Origin of the sequence: Pseudomonas sp. HMWF032, assembly GCF_003060885.1 — a bacterium.
In the GTDB taxonomy this organism is placed as follows: Bacteria; Pseudomonadota; Gammaproteobacteria; order Pseudomonadales; family Pseudomonadaceae; genus Aquipseudomonas.
The window spans coordinates 164,487-179,596 of the sequence record NZ_QAIG01000006.1 but is presented as its reverse complement, the minus strand read 5'-3'; the positions used below and the strand labels follow the sequence as shown (position 1 = coordinate 179,596).

The window sequence follows — 15,110 nt, the reverse complement described above, 5'->3', positions numbered from 1 at the left end:
GTGACCTTCTTACTTGACAAGCTTGTTGGCTGCCAGATCCCAGGTAGACGCAGCAGTACCTTCCTTGGTGCCATCGTCCTTCTGCGCGGTAAGCTCCCATTTGATCTTGGTGAAATTCAGTGACAGGGTTTCCACCGGTTTACCGCCGGCCCCACCACTGACGCTGACGTTGGAGAGCACCACGTTGTCGAGGGTATAGACGATAAATGGCAGCAGCTTGCCGTCGCTTTCGGAGGCGTTGCGGCCGATGGTGATGGTGGCTTTCGTGATGGGTTTACCGGCGCAGCAGTATTCGTTGAGCGAGGGGGTCGAGGTATCGACAAATTTGGTGACGGTGAACTCGCCGATATGTGGTTTACCCGAGGTACGTTCTGAGTTACTCACATCGTTGGTGACCTGCATGGCCACGTTGTGGCTGTAAGACATCAATTCGATCTTGTCGGTGTAGCCCTCAAGCAGGCTGTCGCCTTTAATGTCGTCACCAAAGTCGAGAATAATGGCATCCATCGCGGAAAACTCCTGAGTCTAAAAACTGAAATAAGCATCTGTGCTAAGACCTCCGCCGGCATACCGGCGGAGGTTAATGACTAGGCGGCTGCCGGCGGCGGCAGGGTCGCAACCAGGCGGATCGAGGCAGTCAGTTCTTCCAATTGGAAGTGAGGTCGCAGGAATACTGTGGCGCGGTAAACGCCCGGTTTTCCCGCGACTTCTGAGACATCCACACGTGCTTCACGCAGCGGGTACTGAGCCTTGATCTCCTGAGGTGCGTTGTCATTGATCAACACATAATCAGCGATCCAGTTATTGAGGTAGGTCTGCACGTTGTCACGCGTCATGAAGCTGCCTATCTTGTCGCGCATGATCACCTTGAGGTAATGGGCGAAGCGTGAGGCTGCTAGCACGTAGGGCAGCATTGCCGAGATGCGTGCGTTGGCGTTGGCTTCGTTGGTGTTGTAAAGCCTGGCCTTGTTTGTGGTCTGGCCGCCGAAGAAAACCGCAATATCGGTGTTCTTTTTGTGGCACAAGGAAATAAAGCCCAAGTCGTTGAGCTCCTTTTCACGGCGGTCAGTGATGGCGACTTCGGTCGGGCACTTAAGCGACAGATCCCCTGACAGGGTTCGGAACGTGTGCGCTGGTAAGCCTTCAACTGCGCCACCGCCTTCAGCACCACGAATTGCAGCACACCAACCATACTTGGCGAATGCATTGGTGATACGGATCGCCATCAGCCAAGCGGCATTTCCCCACAGGTACTTGGAATGGTCAGTGCCATTGACGTCCTCCACGTAGTCCATGCCTTCAACTGGTTTGGTATCCGGGCCATATGGCAAGCGAAGCAAGAAATTTGGCAATACCAGGGATACATAGCGTGAGTCTTCACTTTCACGGAAGCTGCGCCATTTGATCAGTTCTAGGCTCTCGAAAATCTTGCTTAGGTCACGTGGGACAGCTAATTCAGTGAAGCTGTTCATGTCGAACAGTTTTGGGCTTGCGGCAGCGATAAATGGCGCATGAGCTGCAGCGGCGACATTGGAGAGTTTCTCAAGAAGCGCCACGTCTTGTGGGTGCCGACCGAAGTTATAGTCACCTACCAAAAGACTGAACGGGTGCCCGCCAAACGTGCCGTATTCCTCTTCATAAATTTTCTTGAAGAGTGCGCTTTGGTCGAACTCAACAGCTTTTTCCAGGTCGTTCTGCAGCTCTTTTTGGGTGACGTTCAGCAAGCGCAATTTCAGGCGAGTACTGGTTTCGGTCTTGTCGACCAGCATGTGCAACCCACGCCATGTGGCTTCGAGTTTTTGCATCTCTGGGTGGTGCAAAACTTCATTGAGTTGGTCGCTGATTAGCTTATCTATCTTACTGATTCGATCATTAATCATCGCCACAGTGTCCTTATCGACGGCCATGCCTTCATCAAGGACCTGTGTAGCAAATTCAGCCAGCATGTCGCGCGCATAGCCTTGTTGGCTTTCATCGTGAGCCATCCGGCCATCCGCGATGATGCGGTCAAGCAAACTCAGGGTTTGAGTCGAGCTTTCGCTGGAAGCACCTGTTTGTGTTGCCATTACGTTATCTCCGGAAGGTGGTGGATTTTAGGCCTGCGGTTCTGTCGGAGTATCCGCGTCTGGGGCAGCAGCAGGCGCTGGCTCCGGCTCAGATTTTGGAGCTGCATTGGCACTGCTTGGGGTGCTTTCAGCTGAAGCCGATTGAGCTTCAGGTCGTGTCGCTTTGATTTCTTGTAAGCCTTGGGTGTTACTCACAACGTCTTGAAGGAGTTTGTCGAGATCGTCGTTTCCATCGAGCTTGGTGAGCAAATCACGCAGCCGTTGGCGAGCCTCATAAAGGCGGCGCAGTGGGGTGATTTGCTTGACGATGTTGACAGGGTCGAAATCGTCAACGTGCCTGAAATTCAACTCGATGTTGAGTTTGCTGCCATCACCCGTGATCGTGTTCTCCACTTGCAAGGTGCTGCGTGGCGAAATAGAAGCGAGTACTTCATTGAAGTTATCGCGATCGATTTCGGTAAAACGACGGTCAATGAGCTTGGGAAGGGGCTGTTCGGGCTTTCCCGAAAGGTCTGCAAGAATTCCGACAACGAGAGGCAGTTCTTTCTTCTCGATAGCGCTGCCAATCTCAACGTCATAGGTGATTTGAACTCGTGGAGGACGAATCCGATCCAGCTTGTGCTGCGTACTTTCTGCCATGTTGTTTGAACTCCGGGACAGTACCTGGAGCGCAATGCAACGGACAAACTCCGTGTTCGCACTCCCTTGCAGGACCACGAAAGATACGGGGCAGTTTTAGCAGCGTGCCCGTCCTTGGCGATCCATCCGCGCTCGTCGTGACAACGAACTTTCATAGACGCTAGATCAGGTCTATAAATTTGCAAATGCGAATTTTTGTGAGGATGCGATGACACAAGGACGTTTGACACCAACGCTACTGGCGCTTCTGTTCGGCTTGATGCTGCTGGGTGGCTGCTCTTTTCGGTCGGAGAGAGTGGGCCTCAGTAGCCTCACATTAGACGTTGCTGAGCGTGCCAATAACGACACGCCAATCGCCGTCGATTTTGTTGCCATACGAGACCCTGCTTTGCTTAAGCTGCTTTCAGGCATCACCGCGAGCCAATGGTTTTCAGAGCGTGAACAGTACCAACGCGATTACCGGCAGCTATTCTCAGTCTGGAGTCTAGAGCTTGTGCCGGGACAGTTTCGTGATGTTCGGGAATTCCCTTTTTCAGGGGATAAGGCTTCTGGACTTTTAGTGTTTGCCGGCTATAACACTCCAGGTGCGCACCGTTTGCGCCTCAATGAGTCGGGTAGAGTCTGGCTTCGTTTCGACAGCAGGGAGATGCGACTTCTGACTGATCAGAATCGCTAGATTGGACCGGATAAGAGCTTGCTTTTTAAACATCGGACGTTGAGGGAAGTGGGATGAAGGTATTGCCGGACGCAGTTTGCTGGCATGAGGGAATGCAGTTATTACCTCAACATTTTCAGTTACAAGCTTTGCGGTCTGAGATGTTGGCGGCACATTTCGCTCAAACCACTAATCCTTGGTTCTGGGGCGTAAGCCAACTTGATGTTGACCCCGTCGCGCTCTGTGCCGGCTTGGTGCGTATACAGTATGTTGATGCGATTTTGCCTGACGGGCTGCCTGTGAGGCTGGAACCCGGTAGCGGGACTAAGCTTGAGTTAGACATCAGTGCATCCGTTGCCACTTCGGAGGGGTATACCGTCACTGTATACCTGGCCGTTAGCCCGCTGACGCGAAGTGGTCAGATACTTCCATTGCAAGGGCGTTTGCGATCTGTTGTCGGTGAGGCGATGCCTGATCTTGCCAGCGGGGAGCACCCGGAACCTCTTACTGTGTGGCACCCAAATCTGCGCCTGGTGCCAGAAACAGAGCGTGCCGATTCTGTCTGCCTGCCTCTCTTAAAAATCAGTAAGGAAGGTGGAGGGTTTGTTCGCCAGCCTTACACGCCACCGTGCCCGCTTGTGCTTCCTGAATCTTTGATTGGACAGGAGATTTCAGAGCTTTGCGCGCGCGGACGAGAGAAATGTATTTTCCTGGCAGGGCGCCTGCGTCAGGCGCAGCTGGCGGATAACTCTGACGATGTCGAGGAAATTCGCCGCCAACTTGCCGCTCTTTGGGCTCGTCTTCCAGAGGTGGAAGCGCTGCTAAATTCGAGAGTCGCTCCGCCTCTTGGTCTCCACGGCTTACTGGCCGGTATGGCCGGATCCTGGAGTGCACTTGATTTAGCCAGCGGCGTGCCGGCATTTGCCCCCCTTGATTTTCTTGAACTAAAACGAGGCTTCGACGAGATCATTCAATGGCTTGTTCAGATACTCGACAATGTCCGTGTTGGTTATCGTTGCCTGTCCTTTATCGCCATAAACCAAGGCTTTTCGATTCACTTACCTGACACGGCCACAAGACGACAGCGTTTGGTGATTGGGCTACGAATGTCCGCAGGGTTTGGTCAACAAGCCGCACAAGAATGGTTAGGGCACGCTGTGATTGCGTCTGAAAATCACATTGCGACGCTGAGCCGGCAACGAATGTCGGGGCTTCCTCATCAACCCATGAGCCGCAAAGAGCAAGTCTCTTATGGCCTCGGAGAGGACACCCATTTATTTGTTATCCAAGCTTGGGGCGAGTGGTTTGATCCTGAGATACCACTCTGCTTAGTCGTGTCTGCACAAGCAGGAGTGGTTGCACCCTGGCAGGTCGTTCTTTTTACAGATAGCTCAGATTGACTCTCCTAGTCAGCCAAGGATGCTTAGATGTCAGCAAGGAGCATGAACCTTTATCCCTCTTCTTTCGGTGAAGCGCCTTTAAGTCTTGCGTTTCGCCAAGCGTGGTTGACGTGGTGCGATGCGCGCGAGTCGATAAAAGAAAGTGCGACAGATGAAGCGAAGTTGGTCGAGCTGACCGCTGAGCTCGCGACACGCACGGTTCGTCATCTTTGGCGTGACGCCTTTGCCAGCGTCGGGGCTTCCGCGCCCGGCCAAGTCAAAGCCATGGTCTATGCCTTTGTTGCATTGCTTGATGAACGCTTACTGTTCGACGATTGGCAAGGTCGCGGTGCTTGGCAGTCAAGGCCTTTGGAGGCCCGGCTGTATGGTTCGCGTAGTGCTGGAGAGCGCGTACCAAAAGCCATTCATGAATTGCTTAAAAATCGCTCACCCAGTACCCGCGATCTTGCCAACGTTTACTTGCAGTGTTTGTTGTTGGGTTTTTATGGGGCTTTACGAAGTGAGCGTGGTCGGGCGCTGCATGCTCGCTGGCTTCAAGCCTTATTTACCTTGGCCTGGCAACATGAACCAAGTATGTCTGGGGTCATTACCAGTTTGGAAGGTCCGGCCATTACACCGCCGATGCGTTTGCCATTTAGACGTGCATTGCCTGACGGCCTAAGACTGATGCTCGGCGTTATGGGCCTGGTGCTGTTGTTGACGCTTGCTGGCCATGTGTTATGGCTTGATATTGGCTCTGAGCTTGACCCGGCACTTTATTTGTTCAATGCCCCACAGACCGAGAATTCGGTCGAATGAGTGCAGTCTCGATTGGTCTCTACGTACTCGGCGCATTGCTGATAATTGTCTTGTTAATTGCGTTGTTCTGGTGGCTGCGCACCCAGTCAGGTACTGCAATTCGTAGTTTTTATGCGGCTGTGCGCAAAATGGAGCATGACCACGGTATCGAATCCCGTTACCAGGTTCCGTGGTTTATGTTGCTGGGAGATCCTCGTGAGGGCACTCAGCTTTGTGCGGATTGGCAGCTGTCCCCAGTAGGTCGTTCATCCTGGTTTGGACGATGGTGGGCTGATCCTGACGGCGCTGTATTGGTGGTGCCACAAAGCATCTTTCTCCCCCACGACAACAACACGGCACCGACATTCATCTGGCGCAGATTGCTGGGCATTTTGCAGCGGTTGCGCGGTCAGCGCCCGCTAGATGGCGTGATATGGGTTATCCCCCTTGCTCAGCTCCAAGATGAAGAGCAACTGGCCGCGGATGTTTTGGTCATGCGCCGCCGCTTTGCTGAGATGTTGCAACGCTTAGGGCTAAGCCTGCCTGTTTATGTGATTGTCAGCGGCCTTGAAGCCCTACCTGGGTTTCAGGAGTTGCTGAGTGTTTTGCCAGAAGATAGCCATGATCAGGCGTTTGGTTGGTCATCACCATATGCACTCGATGCCAATTGGCAAAGCTACTGGCTGGATGATGCAGCGGATCAGTTGGTCCAGGCCACGCAAGCGGCTGTTTTAGAGTCTGCTGCTCTACGTGGCGAGTTGAATGAGGATCTGTACCGCTTACCGGACCAATTGATCGACCTCAAGAACAGCCTACGCATGCTGTTAGAACCCATTTTCCAGGGTAATGCTCAAGGTGAGGCACCACGCTTACGTGGCATCTATCTCAGTGGAGCGCGTGCAACTCTAGAGGATGACCCGCTAAGCGCTGTCGACCAGAGCGGGCTTCGTGGCGTGTTTACCCGTCAGCTATGGATCGAGCGTTTTCAAGCTGAACAAGGGTTAGCTCAAGCTGTGCCGCGTATTCTGCAGTTACGTCAGCGATGGCAGAAGACAGTGGCGCTCAGTGCAATAGTTATAGGCATCGGATGGGGTGTGGCGATGCTTTGGGTCTGGCAAGAAAGGCTTGCCGATGCACGTGTGCTCAGTCGCTTGTTACAAGAGACCCATGCGACGCACCAAAGCATCAGTACTGTCTCCAGTGAGCGCAATCAGGCCTACACACGACACAACGTTCAAAGCTTCTGGTTGCTATTGCAACAAGCACCGCGCTGGCATTACGCATCGCTTGTATACCCTACTTCGTGGGGCACTTCTATTGATGATCAGCTTGATCGGTTACTCAGCGCCATGGCGAAACGGTCAGTTGTTACGCCGCTCAGGCAACTTCAAGTCGATGAATTGAGTCGTGTTGAGGCCATTCGTATTACCGACCGTCGTTCGAATGTTGAAGGTGCAATACCCGATCAATGGCCAAGTTTTGTGAAAGCACGCATGCTGGTAAACAGCGTAATGAAATTGGAGCGAGACAACCGTCTTCTTAACAGCTTGTTACTTGGTCAACAGGGCGTGGTGGAGCCGCTGGCTCAATTGGGTAACGATTCATTGGGGCTGAACCTAGACCCCACCAGCTTAAGAAACAGGGCCTTTTACGACCGTACACTGCGTGACCTTAGCTCATCGAACTTGGCTCCACCTGATCTGGAGTCGATGCGTGTAGAGATTGCCGATCAATTTCAGGGGTTGATGAAGTATTGGTTAGCGCAATATTTTCTGGCCGATAACTTTGTTAAACCTGCTGGCTACCTAAAACGCTACCTAAGTGATATGGAGGGTGGCCGAGATATCACGCTCAATCGACTCGAAGAGATTAATGCCTATATCGCTTATCTCGAAGATTTGATTGTGTTGACCAACTCTGCATGGAGTCACGGTAACAATGATGAACTGACGCCTGGTTACCGTGCGCTTATGGAGGATGTACGGCAAAGCAGCCTGTTAGGCCCTGCAACGGCGGATGCGTTGGATCAGCAAGCTAAAAAATTACGCCAAGACTTTCATACTCAGTGGATTGAGCACACTGCAAGTCGAGGAAGCTTGCTGCAACGCCAAGCTGGCGGCACTTTAATGTTACAAGAGTCAATCAGCGATCTATCACGCAGCATTGATTCTCTGCTCAAGCGTGATTTTGCTCTTGTCGCGCTTCGTGATCCTGAAGCCTTACTCAGGCGAGGTTCGCCCATTGTCATGACTGAACAGCGAATCGCTCAGGCATTGGCTTATCAACAAAGCTATCGCGATTACGTTGCTAAAGAGTTAGCTCTTATATCCCCCGACTATCGCGCTGGAATGCTTAAGGCGGCCGGAGATACTGCGGCTCTGGCTATTTGGTCGGCGCTCACACGTTCATCTGAACGGACATACGACTCGGGTATGCATGACACCAGCGCATTCGGTGAGCAAGCCATGTACGTCATTCAAGGGCTAACTGAGTTGGGTCGAAGTGACCTGTCGAGTGACATACAAATGCAGTTGACACTGCAGGCCATGGCCAATGTTGAATCGGCACTGAGCTCAATTGACTCGCTTGCGCTCTTTAAGCAACGAGTTGAAGTTTCAGACTGGAATGGGAGTCCAAACCTAGGCCTGCAATTGTATCGTGCAACAGATGTCCAAGATTTGAAGTCATTTTTGGATAGTCAGTTTGTTGCGGTGAGTAATAGCAGCGACGCTGTAGTGCAAGAGTTGAATTGGCTGCGCAGTCAACGCAATCTTCCATTGGCCATCCAGGATAAGGTTGCGCGGCTGGCTTCTATCCAGGAAGAGATGGTTAAGTATAAAGCTCAGAATCCTGCCAGCGCGCCAGCGCTGTTTTCGCAATTGGTCACGCGTGACCTGATTGATATTGATCTGAGCAGTTGTAATCAAGTGCTGTCGACTGCCAGCTTGCCACAAGGCGAGGGTGATTTTTCCCGCTATGCCAACGGCTTGCTTAACCAGACGCTGGCACGCTGCCATGAATTGCAATTGCAGAGTGCTTTTGAATCTTGGGACACGCTGACGAGTTATTTCAACCAGTACCTGGCAGGGCGTTTTCCTTTCGCCTACTCCTTAGAAAGCTCCGATGCAGATCCTGCCCGTGTTAAGCATCTTTTGGAACTGATCGACACCCATGTGGAGTCGGCTGAAAAAGGGCTGCAATTGGTTCCCGCCAATAACCGTCTTGCGGCACAAGACTTCCTTTCAAGGATGAAGCAGGCCAGAAGTTGGCTGGGGCCTTTACTCATCCGTGATAAGTCGGGCGTTCTCGGGGTTGAACTAGAGGTTCGTTGGCGAACGGATAGGGAAGAGGAGCGAGGCGCTGATCAAGTTATTGCGTGGACCATTCGCGGCGCAAGCCAGAAGCTTGGCTATCCCGGTGACTCTGGAGAACGATTGCGTTGGCTAGTGGGAGATCCTTTGCAGTTGGCTCTCCGGTGGGCGCGTGACAGCAACCAGCGCCCGGCTAGTGATCCGCTGCAGCCGAGCATGGCTGTGAATGAACTCGAGGCTGGCTGGGAGTATCAGGGGGCCTGGTCACTATTACGCCTGCTGCGAACCCATGTGATCCCACAACGCCTACTGAATATGGATTACACCGATTTTCCCTTGACCTTGCAGGTGCCTGTAAGGGGAACGTTGGATGCGAATGAGTCTGCGCAAATGTTTATGCGTCTTTCGCTCTTGAGCCAAGGAAGTAAGCTGCCTCTTGCGATACAGCCGCTACCGGTTGTGGCACCCAGTTCGCCTTTTACAAACAGCCACTTTTCTAGCGGTGCGGTATTGCCATGACAGCTTTTTCCGTTGAGCCATTTTTACAGCCTATTGCAGGCGAGGCTGATTGTGGGCCCAGTTTGCGTTACGAAAGTGAATGGGATCGTTTACGAGAGCTTCGCAGAGAGGATGACGCGAGTTTGCCCACGGGTGTCTGGCAGAGTGATCTTAAGCGCGCCGATTGGGCTGAACTTGAAAAGCTTGCCGGGGCTTTACTGAAGGATCGCAGTAAAGACTTGATGATTGCAGTTTGGCTCGGAGAAGCGTGGATACAGCGTTATAAGCTGGCAGGTCTGGCCTCTGCGCTTGAATTGATTATTGAGTTATGCGCGCGCTATCCCGATACGCTGCATCCACAGCCTGTGGAAGGGGATCGGTCATGGCGTGTTTTCCCTTTGGAGTGGATGACGCGTCAATACAGCAGTAGCTTGATGACTGAGGTTCCATTATTCGGCATTGAGGCCGCTGAGTTTGATTCTGTGACCCTGCACGATTGGCTGCAATTACATCAACGTCAGGTACAGGTTACGGAGAGCAAGCAGGACAAAGCCGCTGCGGAGAAGGCTCGCGCAGACTATCGCAAGCTTCATGCAGCTCTTAAGCAAACCACTGCAACTCGCTTCGTTGAGGCAGACACAGCTATACAAGCTTCTCTGGCGGCATTGGAACGATTAGATCGATGGTGCAACGATTGGCTGGCGGACCTGGCACCCAGCCTTGGACCATTGCGTCAAACATTGGAAACTGTCCGCACGCAGATGGAGGAGTTTGTTCCCATGGCAGACCAAGGCTTATCCCCAAATCTGAGTGCCGATGCTGATGTGACGGAAGCTGATTCGAATGGTGTTAGCGTTTCGGTGGTTGTTAATGGCGGCCCCCTCAACCGTGAGCAGGCCTACCGGCAGCTTTCGCTAATTGCTGATTTCCTGGCGCGTACTGAGCCTCACAGTCCGGTTCCTTACGTAATTCGCCGCGCTGTTGAATGGGGTAACCAACCGCTGGGTGATCTGCTGGATGAGCTGATCAGTGCCGATGCTGAGTCACGGCGGTTATGGAAGCTGCTTGGGGTTCTGAAATAGTCTCACGCCCGGTTGAATGCTCAGTAGGCATTTTTATGTCTATCTATGACCTAATTGGGTGCGTATAGCGCAGTACGATTTTCGCCAGTGTTCCATCGGCTCGAATGCGGGCAATAGCTGCATTGAGGGGTTTAAGCATATCGGCGCGAGAACTGTGCAGGCGAATGCGCAGCTCAGAGCGATTCACCACTGGCCCTTGTTCAATCCTTACAGCGTGCCCTCGAATTTCTGGGTGGCTGACGAGGAGGTAGGCCAGTTCAAGACGATCAATGATGCCTGCTTCTGTTCGAGCTAAAGCCACACTATTGACTTGGGCAATACTGTTAGGGCTGTCTATACGGGTGAAGTATTGGTTGCCGGCATAACCGTAGCCTCTCACTGTTGAAATGGTGCGCCCTTGCAGGTCTTGCAGACTGGTGAAGGCGAACTGGCGTCCCCGAGGAAAAATAATCACCTCTTCTGCGCTGAGAAGTGGATCACTCCAGAGTGAAACCTTTGCTTGCTCGGGGGAGGCGCGCCACGCGATATTGACGCAACACTCAATCAGAACCAGGGCCTCTTGAAAGTGTTTTTGCGCGCGTAGAGGCGGTTGTGGGCTGTCCGCCTCGAAGGTCTCGTCCAGGTGCGCGTCGAGAGCCTGCATGACATCACTGAGAATGCCACTTACCTGCCCGTCGCGAACAATCCAGTAAGGCTCCCAGCTCTCGTTGGTCACGGCATACCTCAAGGTGGATGCCTGTGACGTCAGTGGTAAAAACATCAGCAACAGTACGACTCGTAAGAACCAGCTATTCACCTTTACCCCCAACAACTACTGCCCAGTTCATGCTGCTTGGTCTGATGATGAATCGCCTCGAAACATCCTCTTTGGGGTTGAGGCCTTGAAGGGTAGATTTTTAAGCCCATACCACGGGTAAATGAAATACTCGCTATGCTCAAATAAAACCGTGAGGGTCACTAAGCTAATGCTCAGTGTTTACAGCGCTAGCCTATGGCATCCAGATTACCTTCTATGTGCGTCAAGCTTGAGCCTGCTTAAAGTCAAGCGCAGCCAAGCCGATAGGAGAGTAACCCGTGCAGCAGCCCGCTTCATAAAAGATTGAGCACGTTGCCTGATTTTTGTCACCCTTTGTACGGTTCTGCCTACAGGGTTGATGTGGTGCCTGATCTTGCTGTTGGAATGAGGAGCAGTTTAAAAGCAGTTCTGGTCGTCCCTACGTAACGTTTAATACAAGCAGGAGTGATGGCATGGCCCTAGTTCCCGTTCGACTGTCTCAACGTTTGACCCTTGGGTGTATCGTTCTGCTGATTCTCACGGCAATTGCCGTCTTTGCTGTGATGGCGTTGCGAGGGCAGCCGCGTGTTGTTGCAGCCAGTGGCGAGTTGATTGAACAGACCGGTAGCGCCATCGTGCGTCAACTTGCTTTGCAACTGGCGCGCATTGAAGGTGTGACGGCCAGCCTGGCGCATCTTGCAGAGGTGCTGCCGCGTGACGAGGCGCTTTACCTCAATAGCCTGCCGAATTTGATCGACAGTCAAGGTGACAGAGCGATTGCAGGAGGAGGTGTTTGGCCGGAGCCAAATGCATTCAGTGACGGGGTTGTACGTCGAAGTTTCTTCTGGGCACGCGGCGCAGATGGTCGTTTGGCCTATTCCGATGATTACAACGCTGACAGTGGTCCCGGTTATCACAATGATGCCTGGTATACCGGCGCGCGCAGCAGTAAGGCGGGGGAGTGCCTGTGGTCGGAGGCTTACCAGGATGCTGTGACGGGTGTCCCGATGGTCACTTGTAGTGTGCCTTATCAGCTTGAGGGGCGATTTGCAGGTGTCGCTACCTTAGACCTGCTGCTGGATGACCTTGCGCGATTTTTGACCGAGCAGGGCCAAGTGACTGATGGCTATGCTTTTGCCCTTGATCAGGCAGGCAACGTTCTGCATTTCCCGAACATGGCCGGTGGCAAAGGCAGTGCAATGATCAAATTCGACGACCTGGTGCAGCAGCATAATTGGCTGAAGCCGGTACAGGAGGCGCTGGCCAGTGGCAGCTCAGGGGCCATTCGAAACCTGGATCTGCAATATGATGAGCAACTCGATCAAGCAAGCCGTATCAGTTTGTTCGTGATGCCCGATACCGGTTGGGTAATAGGTCTTGCAACCCCGCAAGATCGAGTGACTGGGCTGGCCCATGAGCTAACCCGGGAAATCCTACTATTTCTGCTGCCGTTATTGGCAGGGGTGCTGGTGTTGGCCTGGTTAGCCGGGCGTAAGTTGATTGGCCAACTGGAGGAGACCACCGCTCAGATTGATTCGTTGGGCCGTGGATCGGCCAGCCGCGATGTTGCGCTTATCGTGCAGCGTGAAGATGAAATTGGCGCGTTGCGCCATGCGGTCAACCGCTACGCTGGGCAATTACGTACCATGCTGCAGCGCATTGCCGAGGAGGCTGAACACCTGCAGGCTGAAGCTGCACAACTGGGCGGTTTGAGCAGTACGCTGGCCGGCCGCGCGGAGCAGCAGCGGCAAGAAAATACGCAACTGGCAGCTGCTATTACCGAGATGTCGTCCAGCGCTCATGAAGTGGCTCAAAATACCAATGACTGTGCCACTACAGCGCAGAGCTCATTGGTGGTGGTGCAGCAGGGGCAGCAGAAAGTTGCTTCCAATAGTGCGGCGATTCAGGCGCTGTCGGCGGAGATGGCTGACGCTGCTTCGGTGATCAGCCGGTTGGAGAAAGACAGCCAACAGGTTGGTGCAGTGCTGGATGTAATAAAGGCAATTTCCGAGCAGACAAACCTGCTCGCATTGAATGCTGCCATTGAGGCCGCGCGTGCTGGCGAGCAAGGGCGTGGCTTTGCCGTAGTGGCTGATGAAGTGCGTACGCTGGCGGGGAAAACACAGTCTTCCGCCAATGAGATAGGCAACATGATCAATGCCTTGCAACAGGCTTCGCGTCAGGCAGTGCAGGCCATGCAAGCGGGTGAGGCACGTACTCAGCATGCGGTAGTTGAAGCAGAGGGCGCAGCTTCGGCGTTGTCGAGTTCAGTGCAGAGTTTTGATGATATTTCACAGCGTGCTCAGCAAATCGCCGTGGCTGCGCAGCAGCAGAGCCATGTTACTCAGGAAATAAACGAGCTTGCGGTTCGTATTCATAGTATCAGCGAAGAAAATGCACGAGACGCTCAGGCACTCGATCAGGTCAGCAGTGCCATGCAAGCATTGTCATCACGCCTTACGGGCATGAGTAGAGGGTAGATATTCGCGCTGATTTTCGGGGCTGGCCGGCAATTTTAATCCGCAGTTGCATTGATGGGCGTCCATGCCAGAGAACGCGACTTTACGCCATGAGTGTGTTCTTCGTGCTAACGAAGATTTGTGATGGCAGGTCCAGATTAAGTCACAGGTGCCTTGATTCATTTTTGACTCAGGCACCTGATTGTTCAGCCGCCACACTGTTTTGCTGGCATCTCAGGTGGTGTGCATGCCGGGCGTTCGCCAGACACTGGGATAGTGATCGTATCTTTGCGTGGCCCTTGGACTTAGCCTTCCTGCGCCCGGTATGCCCCTGGCGTAAGTCCTGTCCATTTCTTGAACGCACGATGAAATGCCGACGGTTCCGAGAAACCGAGTTGCTCGGCAATATCCTGGATCGTCAATTCATCGCGCCCCAGGTGATAGATCGCCAAATCCCGGCGAAGATGATCCTTCAACTCCTGAAAACTCGACCCCTCTTCACGTAAGTGCCGACGCAGAGTTTGCGGGCTCATATGCAATTGCTGAGCGACGGCATCTAAGTCCGGCCAGTTGCTGCAGTCGCGGCCGAGCAGGCGGCGGATCTGGCTGATCAGGCTGTCGCCGCCATCCGGGCGGGCCAGCAGGTCGGCGGGAGAGTGCTGGAGGAATTGCTTGAGCGTGCGTTCGTCTTGCAGCAGCGGCATGCTCAGGTAGCGGGCATGGAACAGCAGGCTGGTGCGCCCGGCACCAAAGCGCCGGGTGCTGGGGAACAGCAGTTCGTACTCGCTGGCATGTGCCGGTTGGCTGTAGGTAAAGGTGGCTTCTTCCAGGCGGATGCGTTGGCCAATCAGCCAGCTGCCAAGGCGATGCCAGATCACCAACAGGCTTTCCACCAGGAAATGATCCGGGTCCCACAGGGTCGAGTCATCCACACTCAGCCGCGCCCAGTCGCCTTCGCGCTGGATGCTGATGGCCGGGGCTGCGGGGAACAGGCTGTAGAACAGCGCGCCGCGGCCCAGGGCTTTTTCCAGCGAATGGCAGTGGATGATCGCGTAACACATCATGGCGAAGGTGCCGCGCTTACTGCGCATGCGGCCAAAGCCCAGGTATTCGTCGTCAAGGCTTTCCCACAGCAGCTGCACCAGGCGGGCGAACTGCTCTGGGGCGACTCGCGCGCGCGGTTCATCGAGCAGGGCGGGTTGAATCCCCAGTTGGCGCAGCAGCGGTGTGCAGTCGTGGCCCTGGCGTTCGGCGCCGCGTAAGGCAGCACGGACAAAATGGCTGGCGATGGTGCGTTCGCGCATGGGGGTCGCTCATTAAAGAAGGCGGGCCGATGGTAGACATGCGACAGCCTGTGTAACAAGCAGGCCCTTCGGTTTGATCGCGACAGGTGCGCTACCCACCCGTTGGGGGATATCCGCCAACGGCGATGGATGGGGCGTGCGGAA

Annotated in this window: 11 protein-coding genes and 1 pseudogene; 7 read left to right on the top strand and 5 right to left on the bottom strand. The window is 53.8% G+C overall.

Translation table 11 applies throughout. The annotated features are described in order from the left end of the window. Positions 1–9 precede the first annotated feature (9 nt). The 3 genes from DBR00_RS10695 to tssB form a co-directional block, all read right to left on the bottom strand. A complete protein-coding gene (locus tag DBR00_RS10695) occupies positions 10–507 on the bottom strand; it encodes an Hcp family type VI secretion system effector (protein ID WP_108487540.1) in 498 nt (165 codons plus the stop codon). Between the two features lie 80 nt (positions 508–587). Then, positions 588–2,066, bottom strand: a complete 1,479-nt coding sequence (tssC, locus tag DBR00_RS10690) for a type VI secretion system contractile sheath large subunit (RefSeq protein WP_108487538.1) — start codon at positions 2,064–2,066, stop codon at positions 588–590. Positions 2,067–2,093: 27 nt separating this feature from the next. Continuing rightward, on the bottom strand, positions 2,094–2,705 hold the full coding sequence (tssB, locus tag DBR00_RS10685) for a type VI secretion system contractile sheath small subunit (protein WP_108487536.1): 612 nt from the start codon (positions 2,703–2,705) through the stop codon (positions 2,094–2,096). Between the two features lie 208 nt (positions 2,706–2,913). On the opposite strand from tssB, the gene DBR00_RS10680 reads away from it, so the two are divergent. The 5 genes from DBR00_RS10680 to tssA are packed head-to-tail and all read left to right on the top strand — an operon-like array spanning position 2,914 to position 10,428. Further along, on the top strand, positions 2,914–3,381 hold the full coding sequence (locus DBR00_RS10680; RefSeq protein WP_108487535.1) for a type VI secretion protein: 468 nt from the start codon (positions 2,914–2,916) through the stop codon (positions 3,379–3,381). A gap of 53 nt (positions 3,382–3,434) precedes the next feature. Continuing rightward, the gene (gene tssK, locus DBR00_RS10675) at positions 3,435–4,760 is read left to right on the top strand and encodes a type VI secretion system baseplate subunit TssK (protein WP_108487533.1); all 1,326 of its coding nucleotides are present in this window, start codon (positions 3,435–3,437) and stop codon (positions 4,758–4,760) included. A gap of 27 nt (positions 4,761–4,787) precedes the next feature. Beyond that, complete coding sequence (locus DBR00_RS10670; RefSeq protein ID WP_108487531.1) at positions 4,788–5,558, top strand: DotU family type IV/VI secretion system protein; 771 nt, start codon at positions 4,788–4,790, stop codon at positions 5,556–5,558. Further along, the gene (locus DBR00_RS10665; protein ID WP_108487529.1) at positions 5,555–9,367 is read left to right on the top strand and encodes a type VI secretion system protein; all 3,813 of its coding nucleotides are present in this window, start codon (positions 5,555–5,557) and stop codon (positions 9,365–9,367) included. The genes DBR00_RS10670 and DBR00_RS10665 overlap by 4 nt, the downstream gene beginning before the upstream one ends. Then, complete coding sequence (gene tssA / locus DBR00_RS10660; protein WP_108487527.1) at positions 9,364–10,428, top strand: type VI secretion system protein TssA; 1,065 nt, start codon at positions 9,364–9,366, stop codon at positions 10,426–10,428. The genes DBR00_RS10665 and tssA overlap by 4 nt, the downstream gene beginning before the upstream one ends. Before the next feature lie 43 nt (positions 10,429–10,471). On the opposite strand, the gene DBR00_RS10655 is transcribed toward tssA, so the two are convergent. Next, on the bottom strand, positions 10,472–11,143 hold the full coding sequence (locus DBR00_RS10655) for an ABC transporter substrate-binding protein (RefSeq protein ID WP_256582983.1): 672 nt from the start codon (positions 11,141–11,143) through the stop codon (positions 10,472–10,474). Between the two features lie 533 nt (positions 11,144–11,676). Between DBR00_RS10655 and DBR00_RS21470 the strand changes: the two are divergent. Both DBR00_RS21470 and DBR00_RS21465 read left to right on the top strand, forming a co-directional pair. Then, a pseudogene (locus tag DBR00_RS21470) lies at positions 11,677–12,567 on the top strand (cache domain-containing protein); the annotation flags it as partial. Next, positions 12,553–13,683 carry a methyl-accepting chemotaxis protein gene (locus DBR00_RS21465; RefSeq protein ID WP_371920649.1) on the top strand — a complete coding sequence of 377 codons (1,131 nt, stop codon included), beginning with the start codon at positions 12,553–12,555 and terminating at the stop codon, positions 13,681–13,683. The pseudogene DBR00_RS21470 and the gene DBR00_RS21465, both read left to right, overlap by 15 nt. Positions 13,684–13,967: 284 nt before the next feature. Here DBR00_RS21465 and DBR00_RS10645 read toward each other — a convergent pair whose 3' ends face one another. Beyond that, complete coding sequence (locus DBR00_RS10645; RefSeq protein ID WP_108487524.1) at positions 13,968–14,966, bottom strand: AraC family transcriptional regulator; 999 nt, start codon at positions 14,964–14,966, stop codon at positions 13,968–13,970. Positions 14,967–15,110: the final 144 nt, after the last annotated feature.

Bases quoted from the DNA above. Each gene is read 5' to 3' on its own strand.
- DBR00_RS10695 (WP_108487540.1), bottom strand. From the start codon at position 507: ATGGATGCCATTATTCTCGACTTTGGTGACGACATTAAAGGCGACAGC.
- tssC (WP_108487538.1), bottom strand. From the start codon at position 2,066: ATGGCAACACAAACAGGTGCTTCCAGCGAAAGCTCGACTCAAACCCTG.
- tssB (WP_108487536.1), bottom strand. From the start codon at position 2,705: ATGGCAGAAAGTACGCAGCACAAGCTGGATCGGATTCGTCCTCCACGA.
- DBR00_RS10680 (WP_108487535.1), top strand. From the start codon at position 2,914: ATGACACAAGGACGTTTGACACCAACGCTACTGGCGCTTCTGTTCGGC.
- tssK (WP_108487533.1), top strand. From the start codon at position 3,435: ATGAAGGTATTGCCGGACGCAGTTTGCTGGCATGAGGGAATGCAGTTA.
- DBR00_RS10670 (WP_108487531.1), top strand. From the start codon at position 4,788: ATGTCAGCAAGGAGCATGAACCTTTATCCCTCTTCTTTCGGTGAAGCG.
- DBR00_RS10665 (WP_108487529.1), top strand. From the start codon at position 5,555: ATGAGTGCAGTCTCGATTGGTCTCTACGTACTCGGCGCATTGCTGATA.
- tssA (WP_108487527.1), top strand. From the start codon at position 9,364: ATGACAGCTTTTTCCGTTGAGCCATTTTTACAGCCTATTGCAGGCGAG.
- DBR00_RS21465 (WP_371920649.1), top strand. From the start codon at position 12,553: ATGCCCGATACCGGTTGGGTAATAGGTCTTGCAACCCCGCAAGATCGA.
- DBR00_RS10645 (WP_108487524.1), bottom strand. From the start codon at position 14,966: ATGCGCGAACGCACCATCGCCAGCCATTTTGTCCGTGCTGCCTTACGC.